At 43.2% G+C, this 15,316-nt stretch carries 14 protein-coding genes; 5 read left to right on the forward strand and 9 right to left on the reverse strand.

Annotated elements, in window-relative coordinates:
• Positions 1–6 precede the first annotated feature (6 nt).
• The 3 genes from mrdA to COR50_RS07605 are packed head-to-tail and all read left to right on the forward strand — an operon-like array spanning position 7 to position 4,063.
• Positions 7–1,956 (forward strand): penicillin-binding protein 2, encoded by a 1,950-nt coding sequence (mrdA, locus tag COR50_RS07595; RefSeq protein WP_098193443.1) that lies wholly within the window; start codon positions 7–9, stop codon positions 1,954–1,956.
• A 10-nt stretch (positions 1,957–1,966) separates the two neighbouring features.
• Positions 1,967–3,253, forward strand: coding sequence for a rod shape-determining protein RodA (rodA, locus tag COR50_RS07600; protein ID WP_098193444.1), 1,287 nt, complete (start codon positions 1,967–1,969; stop codon positions 3,251–3,253).
• 60 nt (positions 3,254–3,313) lie between these two features.
• Positions 3,314–4,063 carry an MBL fold metallo-hydrolase gene (locus tag COR50_RS07605; RefSeq protein WP_098193445.1) on the forward strand — a complete coding sequence of 250 codons (750 nt, stop codon included), beginning with the start codon at positions 3,314–3,316 and terminating at the stop codon, positions 4,061–4,063.
• A gap of 79 nt (positions 4,064–4,142) precedes the next feature.
• Here the strand turns inward: COR50_RS07605 and COR50_RS07610 are convergent, their stop codons facing one another.
• The 9 genes from COR50_RS07610 to COR50_RS07650 all read right to left on the reverse strand — a co-directional run bounded on the left by COR50_RS07610 (position 4,143) and on the right by COR50_RS07650 (position 13,621).
• Positions 4,143–6,326 (reverse strand): T9SS type A sorting domain-containing protein, encoded by a 2,184-nt coding sequence (locus COR50_RS07610; protein ID WP_098193446.1) that lies wholly within the window; start codon positions 6,324–6,326, stop codon positions 4,143–4,145.
• Between the two features lie 293 nt (positions 6,327–6,619).
• Positions 6,620–7,129, reverse strand: coding sequence for a hypothetical protein (locus tag COR50_RS07615; protein ID WP_098193447.1), 510 nt, complete (start codon positions 7,127–7,129; stop codon positions 6,620–6,622).
• Positions 7,126–7,743 carry a hypothetical protein gene (locus COR50_RS07620; protein WP_098193448.1) on the reverse strand — a complete coding sequence of 206 codons (618 nt, stop codon included), beginning with the start codon at positions 7,741–7,743 and terminating at the stop codon, positions 7,126–7,128. The genes COR50_RS07615 and COR50_RS07620 overlap by 4 nt, the downstream gene beginning before the upstream one ends.
• Before the next feature lie 49 nt (positions 7,744–7,792).
• Positions 7,793–8,347: an RNA polymerase sigma factor gene (locus tag COR50_RS07625; RefSeq protein WP_098193449.1), complete on the reverse strand. Its 555-nt coding sequence runs from the start codon at positions 8,345–8,347 to the stop codon at positions 7,793–7,795.
• A gap of 329 nt (positions 8,348–8,676) precedes the next feature.
• The gene (locus tag COR50_RS07630) at positions 8,677–9,639 is read right to left on the reverse strand and encodes a transketolase family protein (protein ID WP_098193450.1); all 963 of its coding nucleotides are present in this window, start codon (positions 9,637–9,639) and stop codon (positions 8,677–8,679) included.
• A gap of 94 nt (positions 9,640–9,733) precedes the next feature.
• Positions 9,734–10,765, reverse strand: coding sequence for a UDP-glucose 4-epimerase GalE (galE, locus tag COR50_RS07635; protein WP_098193451.1), 1,032 nt, complete (start codon positions 10,763–10,765; stop codon positions 9,734–9,736).
• Positions 10,766–10,829: 64 nt separating this feature from the next.
• The gene (gene rfbA, locus COR50_RS07640) at positions 10,830–11,690 is read right to left on the reverse strand and encodes a glucose-1-phosphate thymidylyltransferase RfbA (protein WP_098193452.1); all 861 of its coding nucleotides are present in this window, start codon (positions 11,688–11,690) and stop codon (positions 10,830–10,832) included.
• Between the two features lie 233 nt (positions 11,691–11,923).
• The gene (locus COR50_RS07645; RefSeq protein WP_098193453.1) at positions 11,924–12,928 is read right to left on the reverse strand and encodes an inorganic phosphate transporter; all 1,005 of its coding nucleotides are present in this window, start codon (positions 12,926–12,928) and stop codon (positions 11,924–11,926) included.
• Between the two features lie 42 nt (positions 12,929–12,970).
• On the reverse strand, positions 12,971–13,621 hold the full coding sequence (locus COR50_RS07650) for a DUF47 domain-containing protein (RefSeq protein ID WP_098193454.1): 651 nt from the start codon (positions 13,619–13,621) through the stop codon (positions 12,971–12,973).
• A gap of 245 nt (positions 13,622–13,866) precedes the next feature.
• Here COR50_RS07650 and COR50_RS07655 point away from each other — a divergent pair, with 245 nt between their 5' ends.
• Together COR50_RS07655 and COR50_RS07660 are read left to right on the forward strand one after the other, a co-directional pair.
• Entirely contained in the window at positions 13,867–14,706 is an 840-nt protein-coding gene (locus COR50_RS07655) for a UDP-2,3-diacylglucosamine diphosphatase (RefSeq protein ID WP_098193455.1), read from the forward strand.
• 119 nt (positions 14,707–14,825) lie between these two features.
• Complete coding sequence (locus COR50_RS07660; protein ID WP_157760683.1) at positions 14,826–15,230, forward strand: hypothetical protein; 405 nt, start codon at positions 14,826–14,828, stop codon at positions 15,228–15,230.
• The last annotated feature ends 86 nt before the right edge of the window (positions 15,231–15,316 follow it).

The following is a 15,316-nucleotide window of genomic DNA, read 5'->3' on the forward strand; positions in this document are numbered from 1 at the left end:
TAGCACATGTCCGTAAACAATCAGTCCAGGAAGAGAGTGATCCAGTTTATTATCATTGCCATGATGTCGCTTATCGTGGCTAGATTGTTTTACCTACAGATCATCGATAAACGTTATTCCAAGTTAGCCGATGCTAATGCCGTGCTGAAAAAGATCGTTTACCCCAGCCGCGGGCTCATTTTCGACCGCAAGGGGAAAAGTATCTTACGCAACGATGCTATGTACGATCTCATGGTAACACCTTCCAGTGTTAAAGGGATCGACACGAGCTACCTCTGCGAAATATTAGAAATAGATAGAGAAGAGTTTAGAAAGAGAATTGTAAACGCCATCGTGCGAAACGGCAGGGTGCGCCAAAGTGTATTTGCACCTCTTTTACCGCCGGAAATGTACGGACGCTTGCAAGAAAGTATGTATAACTTTCAACCGGGATTTGAATTGGTCTTGAGGCCGGTGAGATCGTATCCTTACGGCACGGCCGCCAACATCCTGGGATATATCGGGGAAATTTCCCCGTCCATGTTAAAAGATTCTGCCTATTCTTCCTATCAAAGTGGTGATTACATCGGGCTTACCGGTTTGGAAAAAACGTATGAGCCAATACTGATGGGACAGCGCGGTATTCAATACCTGGTGAAAGATAACATGAACAGACCGCAAGGCCCCTTGGAAGGCGGCGCTTTCGATACGGCGGCCATTGCCGGTAAAAACCTGAGATTATCACTCGATATAGAACTGCAAGGTTTCGGAGAGCAATTGATGAAAGGAAAGATTGGTAGTATCGTGGCGATAGACCCAACGTCGGGTGGTGTACTTGCCATGGTAAGCGGGCCTTCGTATGATCCTAATCTCATGAGTGGCGCCAACAAGAACAGGAACTTTGCCAAGATCGTTTTAGATACTACGAACCCGATGTATAACAGGGCCATCCAAGGATTGTACATGCCGGGATCCGCGATGAAGCCCATCACGGCAGTCATTGGTTTGGATGAAGGAGTTATTACGCCTTCATTCGGGTATCCTTGCCGTGGCGGATATTATGCCTGCGGCAGGAGAATCGGGTGTATGCACTCCGAGCCGGGACACGCCGCCAACTTGAGGTTGGCGATGGCGCATTCCTGTAACTCTTATTTCATGCACGTTTACAGGCTTTCCGTGGATGCTAAAAAATGGGGTGGAGTGAAGATGGGCCAACAGAAATGGGCGGAATACATGCATAACATGGGCTTCGGTAGAAGGGTCGGGGTGGATATACCGCACGAAAAGCCGGGAACGGTGCCGGATACCACCTTCATGAATAAAGTTTACCATGGTTCATGGAACTCCTGCTCCGAAGTGTACGTGGGAATGGGACAGGGAGCGATCCTCTTTACGCCGCTACAAATGGCAAATGCGATGTGCATCATCGCGAACAGGGGCTTTTATTATACACCGCATTTCGTGGAAAGCATAGATGGGGAGAAGTCATCCAAGATGCTGGATAAATTTAAAGAGAAACACGTGGTTTCCCATACCAGCGATTCGGCTTTCCGCGCCGTAGTATTAGGGATGCAAGATGTGGTAGATCATGGTACGGGACGAATTGCGCAGATAGAAAATATTATTGTTTGCGGTAAAACGGGCACCGCGGAAAACTCAGCCAGGATAAATGGTAAGGTGGTCAAACTAAAAGACCACTCCGTATTCGTAGCTTTTGCGCCGAGGGATAATCCGAAGATCGCGATCGCGGTGATCGTGGAAAATGCCGGTTTCGGTGGTACGTACGCGGCCCCGATAGCTAGTTTGATGATGGAGAAATATTTGAATGATACCATCTCGACAAAGCGGAAACCGCTAATGGATAGGATGTTGAATACTGTGACCATGTCACCGGAAATCGTTAAGAAATCGAAAATTGATTCTTTGAATACCAGCATCCGGCAAGCACAATTAACAGGAACTACTAGAAAATTTTAATGTAGGTAGTATGAACCGTTCTAAAGATAAGTTGACACAAGGCATCGATTGGCCCATTTTGGGTTTATACCTGGCGCTCGTTATTATTGGGCTGCTGGCTATTTTTGCTGCCGAGTACCGTGAGGGCGATAACGTTATTCAGAATATATTGCACCTGCAAAAAAATTATTCCCGCCAATTGATGTGGTTCGGTATTTCTATCATACTGGCATCTGTCATTTGGCTAACCGATAGTAAGTTCTTTACGGCGACGGCCAACCTGGCGTATGTATTTGGAATTATATTGCTCTTATTGGTACTCGCCATCGGTAAAGATGTAAAAGGTTCCCATTCCTGGATATCTGTCGGGGGCTTTCAATTCCAACCGGCGGAGTTAACCAAGCTCTTTACCAACCTGGCTTTAGCGAAATATTTATCCTCCCTTGAAACGGATTTCTCGAAGCTCCGTTCTCGGGTTATTGCTGCCGCTATTGCTATGTTGCCGGCTTGTATTATCGTTCTGCAATCTGAAACAGGCCTGGCCTTGGTATACCTTTCCTTTTTCCTGGTGATGTACCGCGAAGGCTTACCGGGGGTGTTATTAATTATCGCGTTTTCAGCCATCATACTCGTGCTATCGGCCCTGCTGGTGGATAAGAATATCTTGTTCGGAATATTCACCGTGGCGGCGGCCATCGTCATTTATTTCAGCAGGTACGAGATCAAACGGAAGCGTTCGCGCTTGGCCGTCATCATATCGGTTTGGGCTTTCTGCTCCATCTTCGTGATGTTCGTGGTGCCTTTTATCTTTACCAAGGTATTGAAAGATTACCAGGTGCGCCGCATCGAGGTGATGTTGGGAAAGGAGAACGATCCTAAAGCAACTTATAATACCCGGCAAAGTATGATTGCCATAGGTTCCGGCGGCCTGTTCGGGAAAGGATACCTGAAAGGTACCCAAACCCGCTTCGATTTCGTTCCGGAACAAAGTACGGATTTCATTTTCTGCACCATCGGTGAGGATTTCGGATTCATCGGAAGCCTCGTATTCCTAGGACTTTATATCACCTTACTTTTTAGGATCATCTTTATTGCTGAGCGACAGCGATCGACCTTTAGCCGGGTCTACGCTTACGGGGTTGCCAGCATAATTTTCTTCCACGTCGCGATCAACATTGCCATGACTATCGGGCTGGCCCCGGTAATCGGTATTCCGCTACCCCTAATTAGTTACGGAGGGTCTTCTTTGATGACATTTACCATGTTGATTTTCATTATGTTACGATTAGATGCGGATCGGCAAATGGTATTGCGTTAAATTTGCTTGCGTTTAGATGTTTTAACATTTGTTTTTTAGAGCAATTCAAGGAGATATTTTATGCGAATTATACCATTGTCGGAAGGCAGTTTTACAGTGGATGCCAGTAAGAAATTTGTTCCGTTCGATACTACGCAGGATCAATTGGAAAGTAGGAATACAGGTTCTTTGTTGGTAGAAATACAACCTTTCCTGGTAATCACCGATCATGATTTCATCTTATTTGATGCCGGTCTCGGGCATAAGAATAAAGACGGCGTATTGCAATTACACCAAAACCTGGTAAATGAAGGTATTAACCCGATGGAAATAACCAAGGTGATGATGAGCCATTTGCATAAGGATCATGCCGGCGGGATGAGCCTCGTTGATGATATTTCAGGTAAAAGGGAATTGAGTTTTCCATCGGCAACTTATTATGTAAATAAGAAAGAAATGGATTACGCGATTGAACAGGATGGGAAAAGCTATCTCAAGGAAGAGGTGGATATCTTATTACAAAAGGATAATGTCGTGTTCCTAGATGATAAAGGTACAGTTGATGGATATATTCAATACGAAGTAACCGGAGGGCATTGTCCATATCACCAGGTATTTTTAGTGGATGATGGAACGGATAAGATCTTCTTCGGCGGAGATGTGGCCCCGCAAATCGGTCAATTGAAACGCCGTTTTATCGCCAAATATGATTTTGATGGCAGGAAAAGCATGGAGCTGCGGGCTGAATATTTAGAAAAAGGGAAGGAAGAGGATTGGACTTTTCTCTTTTATCACGACATCAAAACTCCCTATACCAAGATCTGGAAATAACACTTTCAATTAATTCATAAAACAATGGCTGACCTCTTTACAGGTCAGCCATTGCTATTTATATTCTACAGGTATTCGACTATTGTATCATCAATTTGCTGCTTTGACTGTTTATACCATCAGAAATCTCGATAATATATACGCCTGCCGGTATTCCACTGATATCCATTTGCGTTTGTTTGAGTTGATCGCCGTTAAAACGCTGCTGTTTTATGACTTTACCATCCAGCGAAATAATCTTCACGAAGCGGATCGTTTGGACTTTCTGCGGCACTTTGTCCCTGATCAATTGCATATTTTCCGCACTTGTTTCTTGACTTTTAGCAGTAGCCGCTGCACTTTGTTTATTTTCCTCATCAAGTGTTATTTGGATGGAGCTGCGGGCTGGGTTTGGACTTACCGAGAAGGAAGAACACATGGAGTAAACGGTAATACCGCCACCATTGCGGGTAACACCGCACAGGTCCTTGTAAGTCATCTTCACTACGCCGCCCCCGGTAACGGTTACATAAGTGCTTGAAGAACTCGGAGAACTTATGTATATACTGGAACCTGTGCCGAGATAATCAACATACCAATTCCAATTAGATCCGTTTGAAGGCGTATTCGCATATAAATACCATGTTTGGGAGCTGCCACTGCAACTACCCTGGGTTCCGTACGCTGTTACGGCGGGACCGGATAAATCAATCGTTCTTGATATTACGGACTGATCACCGCATGGATGTGTAACGGTTGCTTCCAAGGAAACCGTACCTACGTTGGTACGTGTAACCGTAACGGAGCTTCCGCTGCCGGAAATGGTAGCGTAACCTACCGGGTACACCACCCAGGAGGAAACAGGTAAAGAAGTGCTGATCGAATAAGTTCCGGAAGAACAGATATAACTGGGACCGGAGATTGTTAGCGGCGGTACTAGGTCGCTAATATTTTCCGTATTGATGGAATACGTTCCGGAATTTATGGGATCTAACCAGTTACTCAAACGGGTTGAATTGGTACCTCCGCCGGTCCAGGAGAGGTTGAATTTCCCGTATTCTCCCCGTCTTTGCGCGCAATAATTCCCCATGTTATTCTGATCGCCATGAAGTTGTCCCACGATCCTGTGATACATATCATATAGGGGCGAACCGGATGAGCCGGGTTGCACGGTACCATCTTCGAAAACAGTAACCCAGTGATTGTTAGTGCCGCCCCAGCTACTTGAAGTGAGTGCATCATCGTCATGGCTGAATTTCATTAGATCCCCGGCAGGATGATGCAAAGCAAAGCTACTGCTGGGTGTGCTTGAGCTCCTGTTCCAACCGGAATAAAAGATGCCTGAGCATTGCGAGGGGGTATCATCTAATTCTAGCAAGGCAAAATCGGTAGGGGCATAATTAGCTCTCAAGGTGCACCCGTTAAATTGAATATCTTCGGTCCAACCGGAGTTGGTTGCACATGTCGCGCTCCAATATTGAAATTGGAATACCCAATCTTCTACGTTGCCCGCGGCGAGGCAATGGTTTGCCGTGAGTAAATAAGGTGTATTGGTATTAGCGGTATTCATAATCAATGCACCGGTACAAGCCTCGCTACCATCTGCAACGATCAGCGCAACGGAATTGCGTTCTTCTTCCCAACCGGTAGCTTCCGGGCAAACAACGTTGATATTACAGGTTGCCGAGGCGCCTTCATCACCGAAATATTCATGGCCGAATTTCTTAAAACCGAAGTTTATTTTTTCAATGACCAGGCTATTCTGTTCTTTTTCTGCGGCGGGAAATCGCAAGATGATATCGAGGTGACTGCCTTGGTACACGCGGGTTGCCCAAATTTGGGAACGGCTGTTTTCGGAAGCGGTGATGCTGTCCGTAAGCTCAAAAGAGCTGTTGATACTCAGTATTGCATGCTCCGAAAGATGGAATTTGCCGAATCGAAGGGAGGTGTTCCGGGCATCCGCTGCATTGAGCTTCAGGATATACACCAATGTATCTCCCTTGTTTTGTGACTTCGCTTGCGAAAGCATATCAATATTTACAGCAACGGGTACGGCAAATTTATTGATATACTCAAGGGGATAACTATCATCCGGTGCCTTATTCAACAAGGAATTGAATATACTTGGCGCATTGACTTTTGTTTCCCCGATGTTCCGGCTGTCAATACTGAGCATCTTGGAAGGAATCCCATCTTTAAATATCTTGGTACGAACTTGTGCGAAACTGCCCAGGGTACAGGCGCAACAGATTAACAATAGGGTGGTAAAGTAAAGATGTTTCATAGATAGATTTTAAATGTGTGTATATGAAATCGATAAGTTCGACACAACGGGATAACATTATTATATTCATAAACGTGGCAATAAGGGTACAACAAAACCGGGTTACACGATAGTCAAGGAAATTAATATTCGGGATAATGAATAAAACAATGTTTCTAATTATTAAATTAGGAATAATAACTTAATAATTCAAGCTGAAATTATAAAAATTGATTTGTCAATTAGTATGGTACTAATATTCAGTAAGTTAGGATTAGAAAAGATTTATTCCATGGAAATGTAGTAATATGGCACTATTTCGTGGATATCCTTTGTTTATTTCTTTGTTCCCTGCGTTCACGTAACTGTTTATAAATAAGGGTTCTAAATTCCCTTTCCGCCTTAAAAAATTGGGATACCTTTTGAGGGGGTAAGATTTTCATAAACTCATCGCGGTATTTCATTTTAATGTTAATCAACTCTTTTTCAAACCGAAATTCGTTGGTCATATCTTTCTGGGCCGCGGCATCTTTATCCTGTAATTGTATATTTCTCACTTCCTTGCGTGCCTTCCTTCTTCTATTGATCAAAGCTTCTGTCTCTTCGGTGTATTGATCGAAAACAGGCCAGAATAACTTTGCCTCTTCGGCGGTAAGATCGAGCTCCCGGCCGATGTATAAAATTTCAAGGGATTTTAGTTTTTGTTGTCTTTTAGCAGCAGGTGCAGCGGTATTCTTGGTACTATCTTGACCAAAAGCATCTTGATGCAGTATTAGTTGACAGGAACAAATCAATATGATTAAGGAGAGTAATTTTATCTTCATGGTGTGTCCGGATTAAAAGGAATTTCTTTTAAAGTATTATCTTCCAATAAGTTATCAATATCTTGCTCATCGATGCTAACAGGAAGATCTTCCAGGTGCATGCTTGGCTCCATATAGCTGGTATGTTCGGCAAGGTACTCTTCCATTTCTGGAATACTCAATTCAGCCAATTGTTGGGAGAATGACTTATTAGAAGAATGGTCTTTAGCGAGGTATACCGCGGATAAACTGATAGCAATGGCCACGGTGGCAGCGATTACACAGCGGCGGAAAGTAAAGATTTTGTTTGATAATTTATATATGGGAGCGCTGTTCTTCCTGGCCTCCGCGAGCGAGGATGCTAATCCGGTAAAATAGTTTGCAGGTACCGTGAATGGATTTTCTTTCCGAACTTGATTGGCCAAGAATGGGGAGAGCAATTTCAGTTCCGATAAAAATTCACTTTCCACATTTTCTGCTGTATCGGCATCCATCAGCTTTGCTTTCGCGAGCAGGTCAGAAGGTAAATTTGCAAAATAATCCTTCGGCAGCGATAGGTTTAGTTCTTCCCTGGGTAAGTTCAAACCGGGGGAAATACCTTCTAATTCACGTTGTATGTCTTTATCTTTTTCCATGGTAATTTCAATACTTAGACCCTTAAAAGGTTAAAGAGTTTAATTAAATTTAAACTTCATTTTTAAGAAATTCTTCGACCTTCTTCACGGCATGATGATAGGATGCTTTCAGCGCACCGATACTCGTATCAAGAATTTGGCTCATTTCCTCGTACGGCATTTCTTCAAAATACCTAAGGTTGAACACAATCTTCTGTTTCTGAGGTAGTTGCAGTATCGCTTTTTGGAGTTTCCAAGCGAGACTGTTGCCATCGAAACCCGGTTCGGAGTGCAATTTATTATCGAGGGCTAAGTCCATATCATCTAAAGAAATGGCTGATTTCCTTTTTTGCTGTTCGATATAGCTTAGAGATTCATTGGTTGCGATCCGGTAAAGCCAGGTATATAACTGGGCATCTTCCCTGAAACTGGCCAAGTTACGCCAAACCTTGATGAATACGTTTTGTAATACATCATTGGTGTCTTCATGGCTGATTAATAAGCGGCGTATATGCCAATACAACCGCTCTTGATATTTCTCCACGATCATGGTGAAAGCCTTCTCCTTGGTATCCTCTTGCCGGTATAGAACCAAGAGTTCTTTGTCAGTAAAAGATTCGGGCATAAGATTGATCTAATTTGTTGATGCTTTACGGAACATATATATCAATAAATATTCCATATTATACCGGTTAAGGATAAGCTCAATATAAGAATTTGTGCGCAACCTTGAAGGATTTATTCAACCGTACATTTCGCATTTTGCAATTTGCGAAATGGAAAATCACATGCAGCTTTTCAGAAGTTAATCATTGCTGACTTACATTATGTTTGGCAGGGTGCGGAAGTTGAGGTAAAAGGATTGGCTATAGTGCCATAGGATGATTATTAAGGTTTTCCAAAAAAAAAACCCATCCGGAGATGGGTTTTAAGATATTTAAAAGGAATACAACCTTATTTTTTCTTACGTGCCAAAGCTTTTTCTGCCGCTTCAACGATATTAGGTGTGTCTAAACCATATTTCTTTAAAAGCTCTTCAGGCTTGCCGCTTTCCCCGAAAGTATCATTAGTACCTACATACTCGATCGGGATCGGGAAATGTCTTGCAGCTACTTGGGCAATGCTATCGCCTAAACCGCCTAAAACATTATGTTCTTCCGCAGTAACGGCGCAACCTGTTTTTTGGATAGAACGCAATACGGCCTCTTCATCTAATGGCTTGATCGTGTGGATATTAATTAACTCCACGCTATAACCTTTTTCTTCAAGTATTTTACCGGCTTCAACAGCTTTCCATACCAAGTGGCCGCAGGCGAAGAGGGTAATGTCGGTACCTTCATTTAAGATTTGTGCTTTACCGATCTCGAATTTTTGATCTTCCGCGGTAAAGTTTGGCCATTTCGGTCTTCCAAAACGCAAGTAAACCGGACCTTCATGGTTAGCGATCGCAATAGTAGCGGCTTTCGTTTGGTTGAAATCGCAAGGCACGATCACTGTCATCCCGGGCAACATCTTCATTAAACCGATATCTTCCAGGATTTGGTGGGTTGCACCGTCTTCCCCGAGGGTTAACCCGGCGTGGGAAGCGCATATTTTTACGTTTTTACCGGAATAAGCTACGGATTGACGGATTTGATCGTACACCCGGCCGGTAGAGAAATTCGCGAAGGTAGTTGTATAAGGAATTTTGCCCCCGATGGTTAAACCGGCAGCCACACCGATCATATTAGCTTCCGCGATACCGCATTGAATAAAACGTTCGGGAAATTCTTTTATGAAGGCTTGCAATTTCATTGATCCTAATAGATCCGCGGTGAGAGCTACCACTTCCGGGTTTTGGCGGGCAGCTTCCAAGATGCCTTCACCGAAACCTGCGCGGGTTTCTTTTTCATTTAACGCTTGAATATCTTTTACCATGAGCCTGGATTTTTGAATGGCAAAGGTATAAAATGCTACGCAGATTTACCTTGCCGGGTATATTTCATATGCCAATCATTGGCAACGCTTAAAATTAATTATTTCTTACTTTATCTCTCAAGGATACTTCCCACTGCCATGCGGTGCGCATCATATCTTCAATGCCCATTTTGGGTTCCCAACCTAATTTCTCCTTGGCCTTGTTATTGTTGGCGTAAATTGCGATTACGTCCCCTGGGCGACCGGGGCCTAGTTCGTAATTCAATTTTAATCCGGAAATTTTCTCGAATGCCTTGATCGCTTCCAATACAGTTACGCCATTCCCGGTACCGAGGTTGAATATTTCGCAATTAGATTCATTTTTATGATCTATCAAGTATTGCAATGCCTTGGTGTGGGCGGCGGCGATGTCGGTCACGTGAATATAATCACGGATACAAGAGCCATCCCGTGTATCGAAATCATGACCGTACACGACCATTTTAGGGATTTTCCCGATAGCGGTTTGCGTGATGACGGGCACCAGGTTATCCGGTTTGCCAAGGGGCAGTTCACCGATCAACGCGGACGGGTGGGCGCCTACCGGGTTGAAATAGCGCAGCAATATACACTGCGTGTCGTTCACCCTGGCATAATCTTCAATAATTTGTTCTCCCATTTGCTTTGTACGGGCATAGGGAGATTGCGCTTCTCCTATCGGCGTTTCTTCAACTACCGGGAGCGCTTTCGTATTGCCATATACCGAGCAACTGGAAGAGAATACCAGGTTCGGTACATTAAACTCTTTCACGCATTTAAGTATGTTGACCAGGGATGACAAGTTATTTTGGAAATAGTATAAAGGGTTCGCTACTGATTCCGGTACTGTTTTCAAAGCTGCAAAGTGGATCACACCTACAATATCCCTGTTTTCGTGGAACACTGCATGTGTATCTTCCAAGTTGCAAAGGTCTACTTTATAGTTACGCACTTTTTTCCCGGTGATTTTTTCGATCCCGTCTAATAATTGTGTCGTACTCCTGATGTTGCTATCTACGGAAACAACCTCGAAACCATTGTTGATTAGATCCACGATAGTATGGGCCCCGATATACCCACATCCCCCGGTTACAAGAACTTTTTGCATAGAGCTGATGAATTAAAATTTGTGTTGACTGCTAAATAATACTTTTGGGATTAAGAATAAAAGTTTATTGTATTAAGTTTACTAAATATTGACCGTAGCCACTTTTAACCAGTGGTTTCGCCAATTCTTTTAATTGTTCTTTCGATATAAATCCTTTCCTGTAAGCGATTTCTTCGATGCAAGCGATTTTTATGCCCTGCCTTTGTTCGATTACCTGTACAAATTGTGATGCCTGCATCAGCGAATCGAATGTGCCTGTATCTAACCAGGCGGTGCCACGTGGCAATACGGAAACTTTCAATTTGCCGCGACGTAGGTATTCCTTGTTGATGTCGGTAATTTCGTATTCTCCCCTGGGACTAGGCTGCAAAGATTTGGCAATTGCCACTACCTCGTTATCATAAAAATATAATCCTGGAACAGCGTAATTCGATTTTGGTTTTTCAGGCTTTTCCTCGATAGATATGGCATTCATATTCCCATCAAATTCAACAACGCCGTACCTTTCAGGATCCGACACCTGGTAAGCATACACGATACCACCATCGGGATCAACATTCCCGGCTAATTGGGTACCTAGTCCCGAGCCGTAAAAAATGTTGTCGCCTAAAACCAATGCCACCTTGTCATTTCCAATAAATTCCTCGCCAATGACAAATGCCTGGGCTAAACCGTTTGGAACGGCTTGTTCCGCGTATTTAAGGTTCAATCCCAATTGGCTGCCGTCTCCGAATAACCGCTGGAATCCTGGTAAATCATGCGGGGTACTGATGATCAGGATGTCCTTGATCCCTGCTAACATGAGCGTGGACATTGGATAATAAATCATCGGCTTATCATATACCGGCATGATCTGCTTACTGATAGCATATGTTATGGGGTGTAATCGGGTGCCTGATCCACCAGCCAGGATAATTCCTTTCATGGTTTTCTGAACTTAGGTTTTATTTCTTTAACGCGATAAAATCGCACAAAAATAGCGTCAATATTGAAATTGACATAAATTTTATTAAAAAATTAGCGCCCGTAAGTTAATCTATTAGAATTATATATCCATCTATAAGTGTTTACAATACTTGTGATTTCCTCACGGGGCGGCATAAAAAAGCGGTTACCCCGTATCGGAAGTAACCGCTTTTTTATAATAAAAATAATATGTTATATGAATATGTTCACGACATAAAACACGGCAGCAGCGAAAATTCCACTGATGGGAATGGTAAGGATCCATGCCCATAAGAGACTCACCGTAACACCCCAGCGCACCGCTGAAAGCCTTTTGGTGGCTCCAACACCGATGATAGAACCGGTAATGGTATGCGTGGTACTTACCGGGATACCGAAGCTTTCGGTAAGGTACAAGGTAATAGCACCGGCCGTTTCAGCACTTACACCTTCCAAGGGGGTTACTTTCGTGATACGTGTACCCATGGTTTTAACGATCTTCCAACCACCACTCATGGTACCTAGCGCTATCGCGGCAAAGCAGGAGAAAGGAACCCAGTCCGGCACGTCCTTGATACTTGGGATGAGCCCATGTGCCACCATCGCTGCGGCAATGATACCCATTACCTTTTGCGCATCGTTGCCACCGTGGCCCAAGCTCAATGCGGCGGAAGAAACCAACTGCAAACGTTTGAACCAGTTTTCAGCCCGGTAAGGGTTGGCCTTTTTACAGATATTTACAATGAGAATCGTTATGATAAAGGCTATGACCATACCTATGAATGGCGCCAATACGATAAAATAAACAATCGGTAATACCTTGTCAAAGTTGACCACGGCGAAACTACCATGGGCATTTGCCACGGCCGCGCCGATAAATCCACCGATCAAGGTATGGGAAGAGCTGGAAGGAATGCCATACCACCAGGTTAGCAAGTTCCATAAAATGGCAGCAACTAGGCCGGAGAAAATTACCTTGAGGGTAATGAACTCCTCGAATACGGATTTCGCGATCGTGTTACCAACCTTGAATTCACCGTAAACATATTTGGAGATAAAGAATGCTGCGAAGTTGAAAACCGCGGCCCAAAGTACAGCTTGAAACGGTGTGAGTACCTTGGTAGAAACAATCGTAGCGATCGAGTTAGCCGCATCATGGAAACCGTTTATATAATCAAATATAAAAGCCAGTATGATAATGATAACTAGAAAAGTCATGTTGATGATAAATTATGCCAATCAAACGCAGCAATATTACGCTTAGGCGTATTTAATAATGATGGTTTCTATTACATTGGCAGAATCTTCGCATTTGTCGGTTGCGATTTCCAATGCTTGGTAGATTTCGCGCATCTTGATCAGTTCTGCCGCGTTACTCTCCCTGTCAAACAAATCTGCGATGGCCCTGTCATAGATATCATCAGCACGGTTTTCTAGGCTATTGATCCGAACGCAGGCATCCGTAATTACGCGCATGTTTTGCATGTTGCGCAATTCGGGGATGGCGCGTCCCAGCTCTTGAACGCCTTGAAGGATCAAATCCGCCAGTTTGCGGATATTATCATTGATTTCCGTAACCTTATAAATGTCAATTCTTTTAGCGGAACCGTGAATGTAATCAGCTACATCGTCCAAAGTTGCCGCCAGGTAGTGGATGTCTTCACGGTCGAAGGGGGTAATGAAGTTTTGGCCTAATTCCACGAAAATCCTGTGTGTTAGGTCGTCATTCTTGTGTTCTAAACGCTCGATCAGGTTCACCTTATCCTTGCGAACAGCAGGGTCGCTGGCAGCTACAAGCTCTGTCAGCACCTTACCCATTTCCTCTAAGTTAGCGGCCACGTCTTCAAATAATGAATAAAAAACGCGGTCTTTTGGCATAAATAGCTTAACAATCGAATTGAAGCCTCCCATATGTCGTGTATTAGTTTCAAATATTTGCCCGCAAAAATAGCTCGTAGATCCCAGCATCCCCAACACCTGGTAAGACTTAATAATTCCTTAACACTGGGATAATATAAAAGTAATATAGCGAAATTTTCTTTGCATATATAAAATTATGCCCTTTCAATGTTCAAGATCGGTGCCTTTAAATACAATCTAGTGTGGCATTTGGTTCAATTTTAACAGGATTTATAAGGGTTATATTAAAAAATTTTATGTCCAATAAGCGTCAATTAGATATCGTAGTTATTTCTGATGTTCACCTGGGGATTTACGGCTGCCATGCTAAGGAACTCGTCAAGTACCTGGATGAAATCGAACCTAAAATACTCATTCTCAATGGCGATATTATCGATATTTGGCAGTTTTCCAAGCGCTATTTCCCCAAATCACATACCAAGGTGATCCGCAAAATCCTGAAAATGATCGGGAAAGGCGTTGATGTGTATTACCTGACGGGTAACCATGATGAGTCGCTCAGGAAATATGCCGGCTTCGAACTCAGTAATTTTTATATAGATAATAAGTTGATCCTCGAAGTGGATGGCAAAAAACATTGGTTTTTCCATGGCGACGTGTACGATGTGACCATGCAACATTCCAAGTGGTTGGCAAAATTAGGGGGAAAGGGCTACGATCTGCTGATCATCATTAACAGGTTGGTAAATCATATCTTGGAAAAAATGGGCCGCGAAAAGATGTCGTTTTCAAAAAAAGTGAAACAAAGTGTGAAAAGCGCCGTGAGCTTTGTCTCAAACTTTGAAGATACCGTGGCGGAAATTGCTGCCGACAAATCTTTCGACGTAGTTTGCTGCGGACATATCCACCAGCCTGTAATAAAAAATATGACTTTTGATAACAAGGATATATTATATATCAACTCCGGTGATTGGGTTGAAAGCCTAACCGCACTCGAATATTCCAATGGAAAATGGGAGTTGTATCAACACCCCGTTACTTCGGCGGGACAACAATTACCGGCAACAGAAGAGGAGGATGAATCTGTGATGGAATGGGAAATAGCCAAGACGATCACTTTCCCCACGTCTACATAATAATATAAATGCCAACAAAAGCACTCGTTTTATTCACCTAGCTTTACAATTACATAACATCACATTAATATTTCCTTAATGTATTAGATGTAAGTTTGTGATGATTGATAATCAATGAGATGAAAGTATTAAAATTACACCCGTACATGACCGTTGCATTATTACAAATGCAATTTCAACGATTGTTGCACTGCAATGTTGTGGTATATGCCCGTCATTCGTCTGCCGATGAACAGGACGTGCTACGTGATGTAGGTTTCATCGAGGCGGCGCTTGTAGAACACCCGATAGACGAAACATTGAGCCTCAGGGAGTTTGAAGAAGTCTTGGAAGATCAGTTTAACATTAGCATGGAAATTTGTAATAATGATTGGAAACCTTTTACCAATAAAAGTCTTCGCTTGTTCCAGTTGCCCGCCATGTTGAAAAATACATCCCAAAACAATAATAACCCTTTAGACCTGGGATTCGATTTTTTAGCCCGCCTACTTCCACCTAATAGTGCGCAACCTAACATTATATAATAATGTATAGCAGAGGAAAGGTGAGAAGTAGCTTCCCCCGTTAACCCGAATGCGGCCATTAGGTTCGTAGTTAACTATTCTTTAAT

Source organism: Chitinophaga caeni (assembly GCF_002557795.1).
Taxonomy (GTDB): domain Bacteria; phylum Bacteroidota; class Bacteroidia; order Chitinophagales; family Chitinophagaceae; genus Chitinophaga; species Chitinophaga caeni.

What these genes read in the sequence shown, in the direction of transcription:
- mrdA (WP_098193443.1), top strand. Translation starts at nt 7, where the DNA reads ATGTCCGTAAACAATCAGTCCAGGAAGAGAGTGATCCAGTTTATTATC.
- rodA (WP_098193444.1), top strand. Translation starts at nt 1,967, where the DNA reads ATGAACCGTTCTAAAGATAAGTTGACACAAGGCATCGATTGGCCCATT.
- COR50_RS07605 (WP_098193445.1), top strand. Translation starts at nt 3,314, where the DNA reads ATGCGAATTATACCATTGTCGGAAGGCAGTTTTACAGTGGATGCCAGT.
- COR50_RS07610 (WP_098193446.1), bottom strand. Translation starts at nt 6,326, where the DNA reads ATGAAACATCTTTACTTTACCACCCTATTGTTAATCTGTTGCGCCTGT.
- COR50_RS07615 (WP_098193447.1), bottom strand. Translation starts at nt 7,129, where the DNA reads ATGAAGATAAAATTACTCTCCTTAATCATATTGATTTGTTCCTGTCAA.
- COR50_RS07620 (WP_098193448.1), bottom strand. Translation starts at nt 7,743, where the DNA reads ATGGAAAAAGATAAAGACATACAACGTGAATTAGAAGGTATTTCCCCC.
- COR50_RS07625 (WP_098193449.1), bottom strand. Translation starts at nt 8,347, where the DNA reads ATGCCCGAATCTTTTACTGACAAAGAACTCTTGGTTCTATACCGGCAA.
- COR50_RS07630 (WP_098193450.1), bottom strand. Translation starts at nt 9,639, where the DNA reads ATGGTAAAAGATATTCAAGCGTTAAATGAAAAAGAAACCCGCGCAGGT.
- galE (WP_098193451.1), bottom strand. Translation starts at nt 10,765, where the DNA reads ATGCAAAAAGTTCTTGTAACCGGGGGATGTGGGTATATCGGGGCCCAT.
- rfbA (WP_098193452.1), bottom strand. Translation starts at nt 11,690, where the DNA reads ATGAAAGGAATTATCCTGGCTGGTGGATCAGGCACCCGATTACACCCC.
- COR50_RS07645 (WP_098193453.1), bottom strand. Translation starts at nt 12,928, where the DNA reads ATGACTTTTCTAGTTATCATTATCATACTGGCTTTTATATTTGATTAT.
- COR50_RS07650 (WP_098193454.1), bottom strand. Translation starts at nt 13,621, where the DNA reads ATGGGAGGCTTCAATTCGATTGTTAAGCTATTTATGCCAAAAGACCGC.
- COR50_RS07655 (WP_098193455.1), top strand. Translation starts at nt 13,867, where the DNA reads ATGTCCAATAAGCGTCAATTAGATATCGTAGTTATTTCTGATGTTCAC.
- COR50_RS07660 (WP_157760683.1), top strand. Translation starts at nt 14,826, where the DNA reads ATGAAAGTATTAAAATTACACCCGTACATGACCGTTGCATTATTACAA.